Here is a 15139-nt window from a genome sequence, read left to right on the forward strand (position 1 = left end):
GACGACGCGGAGTACTATTACGGTCTGATGGACGGTCGTACAGCTAAAGACACTCCTCGCAACTTGGTTCCTGCACCGCTCAGTCGTTCAGGTAGCCCAGATCCTGCAGCTGCTCGGCGATCTCGGCGAACTCGGCCTCCGTCAGCTCGCCGCGCTGCTCGTGTTGAATCACGATCGACCGAAGCAGAAATCGGACGAGGTCGCTCGTCGAGGAGAAGCTCGTCCCCTCGATGGTCTCCTCGACGCGGTCGGCGAGGTCCTGTGGGATCGAGACCGTCGTGTAGTCGGTCATGTGCGTGTCTCTGGCGGTTGGACACAAGTGCGTTGTGCGTCGCACTGGTGGGCGGGGGCCCGGATGCGATTGCCACTTCGGTCGGCAGGGTCGTCGCTCCAGCCCCTCGAATCGCCGCTCGAGCTATTCGATTCGCGGCCCTCAGTCGTCTTCCTCGATTCGTCGCTCCAGCCGTTCGATTCGCCGCCGCTGGTCGCGGTGCAATGCGACGATCATGTCGGAGAGGAAGCCGATCATGAACAGCTGGATGCCGACGAGAATCCCCGCGGCGGCGACGATCGCGAGAACCTCGTGGGGAATGTCGTTGACGAACCAGTCGTAGCCGACGTAGCTCGCGATTCCGAGCCCGGCGAGGAGGGATAGTCCGCCGAGGCTCCCGAAGTAGAAGAGGGGGTTGTTCGTCTTCGCGAGCCGGTAGAGCGTGACGATGATCGTCCCGCCGTCCTTGATCGGGTGGAGGTTCGTCTCCGAGCCCGCAGGCCGGGTCTCGTAGGTGATCGGGACCTCCATGGAATCGATCCCGTGGCGCACGCACTCGACGCACATCTCGGTCTCGATACCGAACCCCTCGGCGGTGAGATTCATCCGGCCGAGCGAGTCCATCGTCATCGCCCGGTAGCCCGAGAGGATGTCGCGGTGGTCCCGCCGGTGGATCGCCCGGAACGACCAGTTGATGATGCGGTTCCCGACGCGGTTGAGCCGCGGCATCGCCCCCGAGCGGATGTCCGCAAAGCGGTTGCCGACGACGTGGTCGGCCTCGCCGTCGCGAAGCGGTTCGAGCAACGCGTCGGCGTCCTCGGGCAGGTACGTGCCATCGCCGTCGAGCACGAGGACGTACTCCGTTTCGACGCGCGCGAACCCCTGCATCATCGCCTGCCCTTTGCCGGAGCCGGTCTGCTCGACCACGTTTGCCCCCTCCTCTTCGGCGATTTCCTGCGTTCCGTCGGTCGACCCGCCGTCGATTACGAGGACTGTCTCGTATCCTCGCTCGACGAACCCTGCGACCACCTCGCCGATGGTGGCGGCCTCGTCGAGCGTCGGAATCAGCACCGTCACGTCCTCGTTCATTGCCCGGGATTGCACGGCGTGCCCGTAAATGGGTTACTACTGGTGGTCTCGTAGCAGCTCCTCGCCCCACTGTTAGCGGTCGCGACGCGGTCCACTGCCACCGACGGTTCCCAGCCCCACTGCCACCAGCCGTTCCCAGTCCAACTGCCACCGCCCGTGACGAAGTCCGAGGTGCACGACCCTGCACCGTCCTGTCGCGGAAGGGCAACGGGTTTGTGCGCCCCCGGCCAACTCGCTTTCATGAACGTACGGGCCATCGCCGACCTGTCACCGGACGAGCGGACGGCCCTCTTCGAGCGCGACGCCGGGATCGCCGACGCGCGGTCGGACGCCCGGGAGATCGTCGAGCGCGTTCGCACCGAGGGCGACGTCGCGTTGCGAGAGTACGCCGAGGAGTTCGACGGCGTCGCCGTCGGCAACGTCGACCTCGCCGACGAAGCCGAGCGCGCCTGGGAGCGCCTCGACTCGGACGTCCGCGCCGCGATCGAGGACGCCATCGAGAACGTTCGCGCCTTCCACGAGCGCCAGCTCCCCGAGGACTGGACAGAGTCGTTCGACGGGCGGGAGCTCGGCCGCCGATTCCGGCCGATCGAGCGCGCGGGCGTCTACGTCCCCGGCGGCACCGCTGCCTACCCCTCGAGCGCCATCATGGGCGTCGTCCCCGCCGACGTCGCCGGCGTCGAGCAGATCGCGGTCGCGACGCCACCCGCCGAGGAGCCCGCCGACGCGACGCTCGGTGCGATTCACGCGGCCGGTGCGGATCGCGTCTACGCCGCGGGCGGCGCGCAGGCGATCGGCGCGCTGGCCTACGGCACCGAGACCGTCGATCGCGTCCAGAAGATCGTCGGCCCCGGAAACCGCTGGGTCAGCGCGGCCAAAGCGGAGGTCCAGGGCGACGTCGAAATCGACTTCGTCGCCGGCCCCAGCGAGGTGCTCGTGCTCGCTGACGCGGATGCAAACCCCGAGTTGGTCGCCGCCGAGCTCGTCGCCCAGGCCGAGCACGACCCGAACGCCGCGGTCGTCGCCGTCACCGCCGACGAGGCGCTCGCGAACGCGACCGCCGAGGCAGTCGAGGCTCAGGTCGCCGAGCGCGATCGCACCGAGACGATCGAGCCCGCACTCGACAACGACGCGAGCGGCGTCTTCCTCGCCCGATCCGAACCCGAGGCGGTCGCCCTCGCCGAGGAGTTCGCCCCCGAACACCTCGCGATTTACGCCGCGGATCCCGAGGCGGTCGCCGATCGAATCCCCTCCGCGGGCAGCGTCTTCCTCGGCGAGTACACCCCCGTCGCTGCGGGCGATTACGCCTCCGGGACGAACCACGTCCTCCCGACGAACGGGCTGGCCCGCGTGACTGGCGGTCTCTCCGTCGACACCTTCCTCCGGGCCTCCACCGTCCAGCGACTCGATCGCGAGTCGCTCGGGAGCATCCGCGAGACCATCGAGACGCTCGCGGAGGCGGAGGGGCTCGACGCACACGCCGAGAGCGTCCGCAAGCGATTCGAGGAGTAGCCCGAGCGGGATACCGGGAGACTGAAACCTTCGGCTGTAACCAGTTCGACCGTGTCGACCAGCCGGATCGATCCGCACGTGAAAGTGCTCGACGAGTCGATCGTCGAGCGAGCGGCGGATCGCGGAATCGACGCCGTCGTCTACGCTCCACACTTCACGCGACTGCCCGAGATCGAGCGACGCGCGCGAGCGCTCTCGACGGAGGACGTGCTCGTCGCGCCCGCCCGAGAGGTGTTCACCGGCACCTACCAGAATCGGAAACACGTGCTCGCGCTCGGTCTCGACGAGCCCGTCCCCGACTTCATCTCGCTGGAGGCCGCGATGGCTGAGTTCGAGCGCCAGGACGCGACCGTCCTCGCGCCCCACCCCGAGTATCTGACCGTCGGTCTCAGCGAAGCGGACCTCTGGAAGTACGCGGATCGCATCGACGCCATCGAGGTGTACAACCCGAAGTACCTCCCGGGCCACGGCCCGCGCTCGCGCTCGATCGCCACCGAGCTGGATCTCCCCGCTTTCGGCTCCTCGTACGCGCATCTCGGGTGGACCGTCGGCGACGTCTGGACCGAGACCGCCCAGCCGGTCGCTGCCGACCGGCGCCCCGAGGACGACCAGGATCCGGACTGCTCAGAACACGCCACGACGATCGCGCACGCGCTGACCGACGCTGGCAACCGGGTCTCGCGGCGCTCCGGCGTCGGCCAGCGGCTTCGCTCGGCCAGCGAGATCGGCCACCTCGCCTGGGAGAACACCTGGAAGAAGATCGACCGGATCGGCTTCCCGGGCATGGAGGACACCCATCCCCACGACGACCTCTACGACGGTCGGTTCGACGACGCCTACGTCTACTGAGTTCGTCGAGGAGACGCGAACCTGCGGGTGAGTAGCTGCGTAGTTCAGCGGGTGAGCCGGCGAGTGGATGGGTGAGCGACGACCGTTACTCTGCAGCTTCTTCTGCCAGCTCGCCGTCCTCCTCGAGGATGCGCTCCTCGGCGTTCTCGCGGTCCTCTGGATAGCCGATGTCCATCCGCCAGCCGTCGAGTTCGACCGCGTCGATGGTCCGACCGGACTGGAGCAGCAGGTCGATCGCCTCCGAGATTTCGTACTCGCCGCGGTCGGAGGGCTGCGTGAGATGCGCGGCGTGGAAGATCGCCGGCGTGAACGTGTAAAAGCCGGTCATCACGAGGTTGCTCGGCGGCTCGTCGGGCTTCTCGACGACCTGCGTGATCTCGCCGTACTTGTTGGTATCACAGACGCCGTAGCGGGTGGCGTCCTCCCAGGGTACCTCCTCGACGAGGAACGCCGCGTCGGCGCGATCCTCCATCTGGCGACGGACGACGTCCGCGAGATTCGCCCGGAAGACGTTATCCCCGAGCATCATCATGAAATCGTCGTCGACGTGCTCCTCGACGGTGAGCAGCGCGTGGGCGATCCCGAGTGGCTCGCGCTGGTGTGAGTAGGTGATCGGCACGCCCTGGAACTCGTCGCCGTAATGCTCGATGATGTCCTGCTTTCGGTAACCGACGACGACGAGCAGCTCGGAGGCGCCGAGCTCGACCAGCTTCTCGAAGCAGTGGGTGAGGATCGGCTTGCCCGCGACCTCGACCATCCCCTTGGGCTTGTCCTCCGTCAGTGGGCGGAGGCGGGTCCCTTCGCCCGCGGCGATGACGACCGCCTGCATGTCGCTGTCCATGCTCAAAACTGAGTGCATTCGGATACAAGTACCTTGTTCCTGCTGGACAGGTTCACCGGACCGGCGCTTAGAAGAACGCGAGTCGATGGTTCGTCGACGGTGCGCGCCGCGGCCAGAACTGCTGGTGAGGACGCCGCCAGCATCTGGCAGGAACGAAGAGCCGTCCGGCGAATATATTCGGCATCACGTCGCAGTCGCCCGGTTCTGATGGGACAACGCTCATCTGTCCTGCACGCCAACGAACTGCCGTGCCCGCCCCGCACGAGGTCCTGGGGGTCGCCCGCGACGCGGACGAGGAGCGTATCCGATCCGCCTACCGCGACCGAGTCCTCGAGAGTCATCCCGATCACGGTGGCTCGCCCGCCGAGTTTCGACGCGTCAGGACTGCCTACGAGTCGCTCGCTGGCGAGGGCCGCTCGCCAGCGCCCGACGCCGAATCCACCGCGGACGAACAGGGTCCGCGCTCCCCCTGGGATCCCTCCATCCAGTGGACGACCGACGAGGACGACCACTCCCCGCCCGAGCCCCAGCGTCGCGATCCGCACACGGTGGAGTACGTCGACTACGAGGTGCTCTCCGATCACGGCTGGGCGATTACGGACGACGATCTCTTCGAGAAGGCCAGCGAGGCCGGCCTGGATCCGGGCGACTACGGACGGTTCCAGATCGATCCCGGCGACTCGCTACTCGAAGGCGCCGAGGAGGTCGGCTTCACCTGGCCCTTTTCGTGTCGCGGCGGCGCCTGTGCGAACTGCGCAGTCGCGGTCGTCGACGGCTCGCTCTCCCAGCCCGTCAGCCACATCCTCCCCGAGGAGCTGACCGACGAGGGGATCCGCCTCTCCTGCGTCGGCCAGCCCGTGACCGACGATCTCCGGGTGGTCTACAACGTGAAACATCTCCCCGGCGTCGAGGATCTCCTGTTGCCGCCGGGGCCGTACAAGCGAGCGAGTTCGGACGACTGAGAGGAGCCGCCTGCGCTGCCCGATCAGGGCGCAGCCGTTCCGACCGTTCGGTCCGAGTCCACGAACGGGATATCGATTTCGAGGCCGTCGTAGGCGAGAATCGGTTTCTTCGCTCGTCCGGCCCCACCGCCTTCGAACTCGATGACGCCGATATCCGCTAGTTCCGAGCAGTTCTGGTGGACCTGTTTGTAATCGCGATCCACTGCGTCGGCGACGGCTCGGATGCTCTCCGGCTCCGTCTGGGCGATCGCTTCGAGCAGCTCCAGGTTCTTCGGACTGAGGAGCCGACTGAGATCGGCAAACGAGTCGAAGTTCAGCGTCGGCTGTACGTCTTCGAGGTCAGTTCCCGTCTGTGCTGCCTCGATTCGCCGCCGCGTTCTGTCGTCGAGCGTCTCGTGCTCGCCGACGGTAACTTTGAGCGTTGGCATGGTGTTCCTCTCGATGGCGACCTACGGCACTCGGTCCAGTGTCACCGGAGACCGATTCTCGACCTCTCGCTGGAATCGGTCGTACAGTTCCAGCATCCCGGGGAACTCGATGGTCTCGAGGCCGTCCCGGGTGTGGCGTTCGTGACCCTTCGTTCGCTCGTGGGCGTTATCGTATCGAACGACGGTTTCACCCCCGACTCGACCGAGGTGGAGGCTGTAATCCCACCCACTCGGGTACTGATCGTCTTCCGTTGTTCGGATGGTGACGGCGACGACGTAGCCCGCCTCGACGTGCGTCCAGTCTTCGACCGTCGTGTAGCCGCCCATCCGTTCACCTATGGTACTAGTTCCGTAGGCATAAATCTATGGAGCGAACTCCATACGACAGTCACGAATAGGGCGCCCGAGAACCTGGTAGGTGATTGAATCAGCGTCGTTCACCGGATGACTGCTACGTCGCAGCCACGCGCACGTCCACCACCACGTGCCAGACGCCTTCGCCGTAGCTCTTGATTCGGCGCGTGTCTTCGATCTCGACCGACCGACCAGCCTCGGCCGCAGCAGTGTGGATCCGGTCCAACGCCCGATCCCACAGCTCTGGCTCGGGCACGACCGCGTGGACGTGGAGGACGCCACCGTCCCGTACAGCCTCGAACGCTGCGTCGAGGTACTCCACGGCGTCGTAGTGGCCCATGATCACGCGATCGGCGGTGACGACCTCGGCGACCTCGCGACAGTCCGAGAGGTACGCGGCCACGCGATCGCCGACGCCGTTGAGCTGTGCGTTCTCGATTAGATACTGGAACGCGTCGGGATCGATCTCCGCCGCGGAGACCTCCGCACCGGCGATCGCCGCGGGCAACGTGAAGTAGCCCGCGCCCGCGAACATGTCGAAGACGTGCTCGGTGGGGCCCCCGACGTCGTCGAGGGTCACGCTGTCGTCTGGCTCGGCGTCCGCAGCGGGATCGAGATCGGGGATGTGCTGAGGGATCTGGTCGGGAGTCGCCGCTGTCGATTGCTCCGCTGGGGAGTCGATCGTCGCGACTGGATCCAGTTTGTCTCTCCCTGCCGCGACGAGGGCGGCCATCCGCCCGCGCTCGGCCTCGTTGCCGGGCGAGAACATCACGTCGGCGAGGTCGAGCGCGTAGCGAACGCCGTGTTCGGTGTGGATCGTCTCGGTGGTGCCGATGCCGGCGATCACGCGCAGATCGGGATCGCGAGTCTGCCCGTCGATCCCCTCGCGAGCGAGCACGGTGTCGGCCTCGCGATGGAGTTCGAGTAGCGCCTCGCCGACGGCGGTCTCGTCGTGGCAGTCCTCGGGGACGTCGACGAGAACGACCGTCCCGACGACGGCCCAGGAGCCCGGAGCGGAATCGAGGTGCTCGTCGGTCCAGCCCCGTTCCGCGAGGAGGCCGTCGAGCCCGGTGGCTCTGGGTTCGGGATCCTCCTGCCGGACGATCTCGACGATTCCGAGCGCGGCCTGCCGGCCCGGTGACACCGGGTCGCTGACCGGGATCGCTATCGTTCCGTCGTCGTACTCGCAGATTCGGCGGCTGTCGTCGTATTCGCCACTCTCGCGGAGCGCTTCGAGCGGTGCCTCGCCCCGCGACTTCGGAACGACTGCGGCGAGTGGTGTCGTCTGCTCGGTGGACTCCTGTACGTTCTCGCCGGCGTCGTCCTCGCTCATTCGTCGGCGGGGACCGCGTGGAGCCCTTCGCGGTGTTTGAACACCTGTATCGTCTCGGCGTCGGGATCGACGAAGGACGGTCGCGAGATCGTCGTGGCCTCGTACGTCTCGGGATCTAGCACCTGGATCGCGTGCTCGTCTTCGACGGCGACGAGGGTCGTCTCCTCGGCGTCGCGTCGCTCGCCCAGGACCGCCCGCTCGGGGAGGTCCTCGAAGTCGGCGCCGAACTCCTCGCCGGAGGTCAGCCGGATGCCCGAGAGCGTCTGGTGCGCCGCGGTCACGAGCACCGGCCCTTCGTCGTCGCCGGGGTCGATCAGATCCCCTTTCGCGACGGGCGGCAGCCGGACGACGTGGGCGGTGCGATAGACGCGGTTGCCGTCGCCGTCCTCGGTGATGAGTCGCTCCGACGAGTCGACGGAGCCGCCGTGGGCGTCGACGATCCGGTTCGAGATCTCGCGGGCGAGCTGCGTGGTCGAGACTTTGACGTCGAGGCCCCCTTCGACCTCCGCGATGGAGGAGACGAAGGCGTCCCGGTCGCCGCCGGCCTCCTTCTCGGCGACGTACTCGTTGGCGATCTCGCGAGCGTCCGCGATCTCGCTGTCCGTGGGGTTGCGGGTCGCCGCCCGGACCTGGACCGTCGCAGCGTAGAAGTCTCCGGCGATGAGGCCGCAGCGATCGCAGGTCCCAGAGGCGAGCTTCGCCGGCACGACGACGGTCGCCTCGATCGGCGTGTCCCTGACGACGCCGGAGAAGTGGCAGGTGAGTCTAACCGTCGTCTCGTCGACCTGCTCGGGCTCGACGGCCCAGGAGATCGACTCGGCCCCGACGTGGACCGTCAGCTCTTCGGTGACCGCGTCGATTGCGATGTCGGTGTAGTCCTTCGCACCGACGTCCTCCCAGTGTTTGCCGCGCTTGACGGCGCCGCAGTCACTGCAGTACAGCACCTGGATCCGTTCGGGTGCGTCGACGAGCTCGAAGTCGTCGAAGTAACAGGCGTCACACAGCGACGGCTCCCCGCGCTCCATTCGGCGCTCCCGCGGGAGCTCGACCGCGTCGCCACACCGCGGGCAGAACGCTCCCGAGTTGCTCATGGGACATCGGTAGGGCGCTTCCCTCCAAAAGGCGTGCGATCGACGGCAGCGACCGCGGTTGCGCAACCGTGGCGGCTGCCACCTCAGCGATCCCCCGCCCACCGCGACGCTCCGGGCCACCGACCACCGGGGTTTCGCGACCCGAACCTATCCACCGGCATATAACCGCGACACCGCTCCGGGTGGGACTGGAAGGGGCCGACCGCTCGTCGCAGGTACCGACGCAAGCACCGCAGGCGAGCGGAGCGAGCCGAGGAGCACAGCGAGGTAGCTGCGTCGAGCGGGAGGGGGCTTCCAGGCGGTTTGTCGTTGCAGATGCGAGGAGTTCCGTTACCAGCAACCCGCAATGAGGCACCTCCTCTCAGCCATCTCCGCCGTCGTTCGCAATCCTCTCAGTGTTCGGAACCGCCAACACCGTCAAGTCGCTCGATCCCGTGCCTGTGTCTGATGGACGTGCGCGTTCGCGGTCCGGCGTCCCCGGGTCCGTTCCTCTCGGCGCGGGACCTCCTCGAGACCGAGCACGATCTCGACTTGCCCGTCGAGGTCAGGGTTCGAGAGAGTCCCGACGAGCGCACGTGGACCGCCCACGACGAGGAGCGGCACGTGCTCAACATCTCGCGTCAGGCGGCGACGAGTGCGATGGCGCGGCCGCTCGCTCTCCACGAGTACGCACACATGGTGCGCAACGAGGAGGGGCACGTATCGCACACGCAGTCGACGGACGAGGCGCTCTTCCTCGCGCTCTCGGGCCACTCCGTCGAGCGCCGGAAGGTCGCCCACTGCTACCAGATCGCCAACCACATGAAGGACATCTACGCCGACGACGTGACCCTCTCCGTCGGGCCGCCGGACCGGCTGGTTTCCTTCCTCGAGTCCCGGCTTGCCGCAGGCGTTGCCGACCGACCGAATCCGCCGCGAGACGGGGCACGGCCCGACGACGTCGGTGCGGATCCCGACCTGACGGCCGTCCACGCGGCGTTCGGGCTGGCGATCGTCGAGCGCCACGATCTCGTCGACGCGAACCACCGACTCTACGACCTCGCGCACGCGGCGGCGAAGGACGCACCGAACGTCGCGCTGGACCAGTTCAAGCGACAGTTCCGGGAGCTGGCGCCGGATCCGGACCAGCGCGAGTACCGACAGGCGCTGGTGGACGTGACGCGGGAGTACGCCACCGAGAGCGCGCAGGCAGCGGACTGACTCGATACGCCGGTGATCGACGGTTTGGCCGTGCCGACCCACTAGCGACGAACCGACCGCTCTGATACTCGCCAGCCCCAGCGTCGTCTTCAAATGCGGTCCGCCACGCCGCCCGACTGCGCCAGTGCGCTCTCACGAACGATAATCTGGCCACAAATATTAATCCCTATCGCGCCGGTATTCAAGTAGAGCAGTGACGCCAGATCGGGATTGCCAGCCCGGATCTCTGTCCGGGAGCCGTTGTTGGCAGCAGCCCGAAATCCAAGGCGCGCTCACTGGGCCGGATTCGATCGTTCGAAATCGTTGCGTGTTCGGTACGTGCGAATAGAGGTTAATTCAGGATGGATTGAATCCAACAATCGCACTTTAGCAACAAAAATTAAATATGTGGATAAATAACAAAAGCACGTGATGGTACGGAACGTCTACGACGACCGGATCGACGGTGTACTGCAACGCGTCTTCGGCGAGGACGACGGGCCGCTCTACGTCGCCGACGCGTCAGCGAGCGTCGTCAGTGCGGTCGTCGACGCCCTCTCCGCGAGCGAGGAAACCCCCGAAATACGGCTCCTCGCCGACGAGAACGCGTTCAAGACGGTCTTCGAGGATTTCCTCGTCGCGAGCGAGGCCGCCGACCACGTCGCGTCGGGTCGCCTCACGCTCCACGTCGCGGCCGATCCCGACGCGACACCGACCGTGATCGCGAACGGCTGCGTGACGTCGCTCGTCGACGCCGGCACGCGCGTCGGCGGACTCCGCTCCGACGAGGCCGATCTGGTCGAAGCGGCCCGCGCAACCGTCGAGGACCGCTGGGAGCGGGCCGACGAGTACTCGCTTCGCACACCGCCGATGTCCTCGGTCCGCGAGGAGCTCGAAGGCGATCTCGGCGCGGGCGTCCAGAAGGACTTCTCGGGGATGCTCGACTCCCTCGAGACCGCCCGCGGTGACGACGACGATCTCGACGAGGTGACGGTGAGTCTCCTCGCCGCCGCGAAGAACGAGGCGCTGCTCTACGACATCAGTCGGTGGGGCGAGGACACCGGCGTCGCCAGCAAGGCGACGTTCTCCCGGACGAAGTCGACGCTCGAGGACGCCGGACTCATCGAGACCGAGAAGGTCCCGATCGAGGTCGGCCGCCCGCGACTCCGCCTGACGCTCTCTGATGAGCGCCTCCGCGACGCCGAACCGGACCAGGTCGCTGCCGCGGCCCAGACGGTCCTGAACTGACGCCGCGATGGGCGGGATCGGATCGTTCTGCGGACTCTTTTTGCGCTTCTGACGGTCGAGCACCGTGGCTCGGCGTCGACGTCTCGCCACGATCGCCCACTGACAAGACCTAAGTTGGCGCCACCGGAAGCGGTTCCCATGGAGACGACGAGTACGGACCGGAGCGTGGGCCTGGGGATCTTCTTCGTTCTCATCGCCATGGCGGGCGCCGGAGCGATGCTCGGCGCCGAGGCGTCGACGAACCTCGCGGCCGCGGGCTTTGCCGGCGCTGTCGCCGCGGGCTGTCTCGCGGTCGTCGCGATCCACGCCTACGCCGAGTAGCTCCCTTTCGGCCACCGAACCGCTACCGACGGCCCGAGAGCCGCTCTGTGGCCGTTCGAGAGTCACCGCGGAAGGAAGCGTTAAGCCGATCCCGCTGCTAGATACTCCACGATGGCACAGTTTACGGAAGCCGAGCGGCGCATCGTCGCGTATCTCCACGATAGCGCCGCACGCGGGGAGCGTTACTTCCGCTCGCGCAACATCGCCGAGGCGCTCGGGCTCTCCTCCAAAGAGGTCGGCGTACGCCTCCCCGAACTGGACGAGAAGACAGAGGACATCGACATCGAGAAGTGGGGCCGTGCGCGCTCGACGACCTGGAAGGTCACTCCTCGATAGCGTTCTCTCTCCCTCTCACTTTCCGTCACCACCTCTTCCGTTCGACGTCTTCCGTCGTTTCGAACCACCGCCCGGATCAGCGGTCGCTGACGTCGTTCTGGTCCGGCCGCGTCCTCTGGAGCACCTCTGGCATCGAACGTTTCTACCGCTTAAATAGTCGCTGAATAAGTTTCTAGGGGGCATTATACATTGTATTCTAACGGAAAATTATATGCGGCTGTGGTAGCACGTGTTAGTAGATGGCGGAGCCCCACCGCGTGCTCGGCGTGCAGCCCGACGCGGACGAGGCGACAGTCCGCTCGGCGTACCGGGAGCTCTTGATGGAGCACCACCCCGATCAGGGTGGCTCCACCGAGCAGTTCCTCCGGATCAAGAACGCCTACGAGCGCATCGTCGACGGCGGCTCGATCACCGACGCACTCTCCGACGGCGGGCAGACCGTCAGCGCGACGCGCCAGCGCGTCGAGGTTTCTGGCGAGGCTGTCCGCGGGGACGACGGGCTCGAACTCGTCGCGGAGGCCGACGGTCTCGTCGTGCGACTCACCGCGCTGACCGACCGGCTGGCCACGGAGGAGCTTCTCCCCACGCACGTCGTCGATCCCGGGCGGCGCGTCGGCGCCTCCTTCCGGATCACCAACGAGACCGGCGAGCCCGTCACCTGGCAGGCACGCCGGGTTCGCTTCGTGGGATCGCACGGCGATCGGTACCTTCCCTCGGTCTACCGTCCCAAACAGCGCCGACTCCCCGATCGCTGGCGCGGAGACGACGTGGAGCTCGATCCCGGCGAGACCGCTCGATCGTTCCTCTTGAGCCGCGAACTACCCGAGGACGTCGCCGTCGACACCGTGGTTTACGATCAGCAGTCTTCGGCGGGGCCGGCACGCCGCGTCGAGTTCGCCCTCGACTACGACGCGCGATCGGCCCTCGACCGCACGCCCTTCCAGTAACCGAACCGATCGGCGGATGTACTCCCGTTGCCGCCGCGGCTACGACAGCTCGAACCGGAGCCGCTCGACGTCGCCACCTTTGCTCTCGCGGCCCGTCAGCTCGAAGCGGCCGCACTCCCCGGTGGCTTCGACGTGCGTCCCCGCACACGCCGTCCGGTCGAACTCCTCGATCTCGACGATGCGGATCTCCGTGATGGAGTCCGGGAGGAGCTCGATCCGCGTCCGTTCGGGATCGAGGCGCTCCTCGGCGACCGCGCGATCGAGTTCGTACCACTCGACGGGTCGATCGTCCTCGATCAGCGCGTTTACCCGGTCCTCGACCTCTGCAAGTTCGGCATCCGAGAACCGATCCTTCGCACAGTCGATGCGCGCGCCGTCCGCGTAGAGCTGGTTCCCTTCCGTCGTGGCATTATCGTCGATCAGCACTCGCGAGAGCAGGTGCTGGGCAGTGTGATAGCGCATGTGGGCGTATCGGCGGTCCCAGTCGAGTTCGATTGCGACGGTCGCGCCTTCGGGCGGTGCCGATACCGAGCCGTCGCTGGCGTCGGCACGATCGTCGGTGTGGACCGGTTCGAGGTGGTGGTAGATCGTGTCCCGCTTCTGGACGTCGACGATCCGCCAGCCCGCCGATTCCGCGCCGTCGCCTGCTCCTCGGCCTTCCCTGTCCGTTTGTCCGTCTCCCTCTCCGTCCTCCGCGAGAGTCAGCGTTCCGCGGTCGGCTGGCTGCCCGCCGCCCTCGGGGTAGCAGATGGTTCGATCCAGCACGACGCGGTCGTCGAGACTGCGCTCGACTGTGGCCTCGATCGTTCGCCGGTAGGGGTCCGCGAGATACGGCGTCGCCGTCATACCGGTCACTGCGCGGGCTCGATACTTCAGGATGCCGTCGCTGCTGGGTCTCTGTCTGTAGGTTCGGTCTGCGGATACTCGGACTTTGATGGGCACTCGGAGCGCAGGCCTCCCAACAGTCGCTCGCGCTCAGTCGGACTGCAGCCGTTCGCGATCGACGTCGATCCCTGGGGGCGCGACGATCAGGAATCCGCGGAAGTGAACGAGATCGCCCCCGGCGTCCCGGATCTCACGGGCGAACCCGGACGCGAGCTTGTTCACGTCGCCCTCGACGTTCAAGACGAGGACGTTCCCCGTCTGGATCAGCTCGATCCACTCGTCGTCCGCGGTCGTGCCATCGAGCACGTCGAGCACGATGCGCCCGCCGCCGCTGTCGTCCTCGCCGTCTTCGGCCTCGTCGATGTGTTCCTCGACGGCCCGCAGATCGAGGTCGAACTCGCTCATGTGGCGGGAGTCGCGCTCCCCTCGCAAAAACCCACCGTCAGCGGGGGCGTCGCCGTGTCCGTCGACGGGCGGCCAGGTGTCGACGAGCGACGTCACCCAGCGCTCGCGGCGGCCGTCCGCACGCGAAACGCACCGCCCTTATACCTGCACGAACGACGACCCCACGTGCCCGAGCCCGTCGAAACCACGGATCCGGAGGGGGTCGACTACGGGCGCGTGATGCAGCTCACGTTCGTCTACACGATCGTGGTCGGCGCCCCGCTCGTGGCGCTGCTCTCGATTCCGTTCGCGCTTCCGACGTGGAACGAGCGCGTCGCGTTCGCGATTCGTATCGGTGCGATCGTGTGGTTCCTGACGGCGATCGCGGTCTTTCTCCTGGAGCGTCGGCGAATCGAGGCAGAGTAATCCGGCCGTCCGCGGTCATCCGACGACAGAGGGCCGCTACCGGCGACTGTCGAGGCGGTCCTCGACCCACTGGAACGGAATGCCGGCGCGGTGGGCCGCCTGCTCGTCGCTGTCGGAATCGCCGATGAACACCGTCGACACGGGGGTCGCGCCCATGCGTTCGAGAATCTCCAGCAGTGGCTCTGGCTCAGGCTTTTGCTCGTGAATGCTGTCGCGAGCGACGATCGTGTTGACGTAGCGTGCGAGTCCGTGTTTCTCGAGCGCCGCCTCGACGGCGGCCTCGCAGTTCAGCGAACAGACGCCGATCGGATCCCGCGTCGAGTCGACTTCGTCGGCGAGGGGCAGCCGCTCGGACTCCTCGGCGCCTGCGATCTCGCGCTCGGAGAGCACCGCCTCGACGTCCTCGCGGATGGCGTGCCGGCCGGCCGTCTCGACGAGATCCCAGAGGCCGCGGTCGGGATCGACGTCGACGCCGGCGTTCTCGTAGACGGCCAGAACGTCGCTCACGGCGGCGTCCCAGTCCACGTCGAGGCGGACCAGCGTGCCGTCGAGGTCGAACACTCTGGCCTCGAACTCGTGGCTCACGTGCACTCGTACTCGCCAGTGCCGTCTAATCGTTGTCGATCGCGGGCGGTGGTTCGTTGCGGTCCGATGACTGCAGGCCCGAAGTAACGCTTTAGGGG

19 protein-coding genes are annotated in these 15139 nt (G+C 66.9%); 9 read left to right on the top strand and 10 right to left on the bottom strand.

Annotation, left to right across the window (positions count from 1 at the left end):
* Positions 1 to 79: 79 nt before the first annotated feature.
* Positions 80 to 292, bottom strand: a complete 213-nt coding sequence (locus MXF70_RS06225) for a ribbon-helix-helix domain-containing protein (RefSeq protein WP_248518135.1) — start codon at positions 290 to 292, stop codon at positions 80 to 82.
* A gap of 141 nt (positions 293 to 433) precedes the next feature.
* On the bottom strand, positions 434 to 1360 hold the full coding sequence (gene aglJ / locus MXF70_RS06230; protein WP_248518136.1) for an S-layer glycoprotein N-glycosyltransferase AglJ: 927 nt from the start codon (positions 1358 to 1360) through the stop codon (positions 434 to 436).
* Between the two features lie 240 nt (positions 1361 to 1600).
* Here aglJ and hisD point away from each other — a divergent pair, with 240 nt between their 5' ends.
* Both hisD and MXF70_RS06240 read left to right on the top strand, forming a co-directional pair.
* The gene (hisD, locus tag MXF70_RS06235; RefSeq protein ID WP_248518137.1) at positions 1601 to 2872 is read left to right on the top strand and encodes a histidinol dehydrogenase; all 1272 of its coding nucleotides are present in this window, start codon (positions 1601 to 1603) and stop codon (positions 2870 to 2872) included.
* 51 nt (positions 2873 to 2923) lie between these two features.
* On the top strand, positions 2924 to 3721 hold the full coding sequence (locus MXF70_RS06240) for a PHP domain-containing protein (protein ID WP_248518138.1): 798 nt from the start codon (positions 2924 to 2926) through the stop codon (positions 3719 to 3721).
* Positions 3722 to 3806: 85 nt separating this feature from the next.
* Here MXF70_RS06240 and aglF read toward each other — a convergent pair whose 3' ends face one another.
* The gene (gene aglF / locus MXF70_RS06245) at positions 3807 to 4550 is read right to left on the bottom strand and encodes a UTP--glucose-1-phosphate uridylyltransferase AglF (protein WP_248518366.1); all 744 of its coding nucleotides are present in this window, start codon (positions 4548 to 4550) and stop codon (positions 3807 to 3809) included.
* 260 nt (positions 4551 to 4810) lie between these two features.
* On the opposite strand from aglF, the gene fer reads away from it, so the two are divergent.
* Complete coding sequence (gene fer, locus MXF70_RS06250; protein ID WP_248518139.1) at positions 4811 to 5524, top strand: ferredoxin Fer; 714 nt, start codon at positions 4811 to 4813, stop codon at positions 5522 to 5524.
* Positions 5525 to 5547: 23 nt separating this feature from the next.
* Here fer and MXF70_RS06255 read toward each other — a convergent pair whose 3' ends face one another.
* From MXF70_RS06255 to MXF70_RS06270, 4 genes are all read right to left on the bottom strand, one after another.
* A complete protein-coding gene (locus MXF70_RS06255) occupies positions 5548 to 5952 on the bottom strand; it encodes an HVO_A0114 family putative DNA-binding protein (RefSeq protein WP_248518140.1) in 405 nt (134 codons plus the stop codon).
* A 21-nt stretch (positions 5953 to 5973) separates the two neighbouring features.
* Positions 5974 to 6279 carry a toxin-antitoxin system TumE family protein gene (locus MXF70_RS06260; RefSeq protein WP_248518141.1) on the bottom strand — a complete coding sequence of 102 codons (306 nt, stop codon included), beginning with the start codon at positions 6277 to 6279 and terminating at the stop codon, positions 5974 to 5976.
* A gap of 124 nt (positions 6280 to 6403) precedes the next feature.
* On the bottom strand, positions 6404 to 7639 hold the full coding sequence (locus tag MXF70_RS06265) for a class I SAM-dependent methyltransferase (RefSeq protein WP_248518142.1): 1236 nt from the start codon (positions 7637 to 7639) through the stop codon (positions 6404 to 6406).
* Positions 7636 to 8730 (bottom strand): 60S ribosomal export protein NMD3, encoded by a 1095-nt coding sequence (locus tag MXF70_RS06270; RefSeq protein WP_248518143.1) that lies wholly within the window; start codon positions 8728 to 8730, stop codon positions 7636 to 7638. The genes MXF70_RS06265 and MXF70_RS06270 overlap by 4 nt, the downstream gene beginning before the upstream one ends.
* 447 nt (positions 8731 to 9177) lie before the next feature.
* Between MXF70_RS06270 and MXF70_RS06275 the strand changes: the two genes are divergently transcribed.
* The 5 genes from MXF70_RS06275 to MXF70_RS06295 all read left to right on the top strand — a co-directional run bounded on the left by MXF70_RS06275 (position 9178) and on the right by MXF70_RS06295 (position 12761).
* Positions 9178 to 9930: a DUF5781 family protein gene (locus MXF70_RS06275; protein ID WP_248518144.1), complete on the top strand. Its 753-nt coding sequence runs from the start codon at positions 9178 to 9180 to the stop codon at positions 9928 to 9930.
* Between the two features lie 411 nt (positions 9931 to 10341).
* Positions 10342 to 11157: a transcriptional regulator TbsP gene (gene tbsP, locus MXF70_RS06280; protein WP_248518145.1), complete on the top strand. Its 816-nt coding sequence runs from the start codon at positions 10342 to 10344 to the stop codon at positions 11155 to 11157.
* Positions 11158 to 11295: 138 nt separating this feature from the next.
* Positions 11296 to 11478: a DUF7525 family protein gene (locus tag MXF70_RS06285; RefSeq protein ID WP_248518146.1), complete on the top strand. Its 183-nt coding sequence runs from the start codon at positions 11296 to 11298 to the stop codon at positions 11476 to 11478.
* A 111-nt stretch (positions 11479 to 11589) separates the two neighbouring features.
* On the top strand, positions 11590 to 11814 hold the full coding sequence (locus MXF70_RS06290) for a DUF7123 family protein (protein WP_248518147.1): 225 nt from the start codon (positions 11590 to 11592) through the stop codon (positions 11812 to 11814).
* Between the two features lie 239 nt (positions 11815 to 12053).
* Positions 12054 to 12761, top strand: coding sequence for a J domain-containing protein (locus MXF70_RS06295; RefSeq protein ID WP_248518148.1), 708 nt, complete (start codon positions 12054 to 12056; stop codon positions 12759 to 12761).
* Positions 12762 to 12800: 39 nt separating this feature from the next.
* Here MXF70_RS06295 and MXF70_RS06300 read toward each other — a convergent pair whose 3' ends face one another.
* Complete coding sequence (locus tag MXF70_RS06300; protein ID WP_248518149.1) at positions 12801 to 13607, bottom strand: alanyl-tRNA editing protein; 807 nt, start codon at positions 13605 to 13607, stop codon at positions 12801 to 12803.
* A gap of 129 nt (positions 13608 to 13736) precedes the next feature.
* Entirely contained in the window at positions 13737 to 14051 is a 315-nt protein-coding gene (locus tag MXF70_RS06305; RefSeq protein WP_248518150.1) for a DUF5779 family protein, read from the bottom strand.
* Positions 14052 to 14216: 165 nt separating this feature from the next.
* Between MXF70_RS06305 and MXF70_RS06310 the strand changes: the two genes are divergently transcribed.
* The gene (locus tag MXF70_RS06310) at positions 14217 to 14456 is read left to right on the top strand and encodes a DUF5822 domain-containing protein (RefSeq protein ID WP_248518151.1); all 240 of its coding nucleotides are present in this window, start codon (positions 14217 to 14219) and stop codon (positions 14454 to 14456) included.
* 36 nt (positions 14457 to 14492) lie between these two features.
* Here the strand turns inward: MXF70_RS06310 and MXF70_RS06315 are convergent, their stop codons facing one another.
* Complete coding sequence (locus tag MXF70_RS06315) at positions 14493 to 15041, bottom strand: HAD family hydrolase (protein ID WP_248518152.1); 549 nt, start codon at positions 15039 to 15041, stop codon at positions 14493 to 14495.
* Positions 15042 to 15139: the final 98 nt, after the last annotated feature.

Origin of the sequence: Salinarchaeum laminariae, from assembly GCF_023204835.1 — an archaeon.
In the GTDB taxonomy this organism is placed as follows: domain Archaea; phylum Halobacteriota; class Halobacteria; order Halobacteriales; family Salinarchaeaceae; genus Salinarchaeum; species Salinarchaeum laminariae.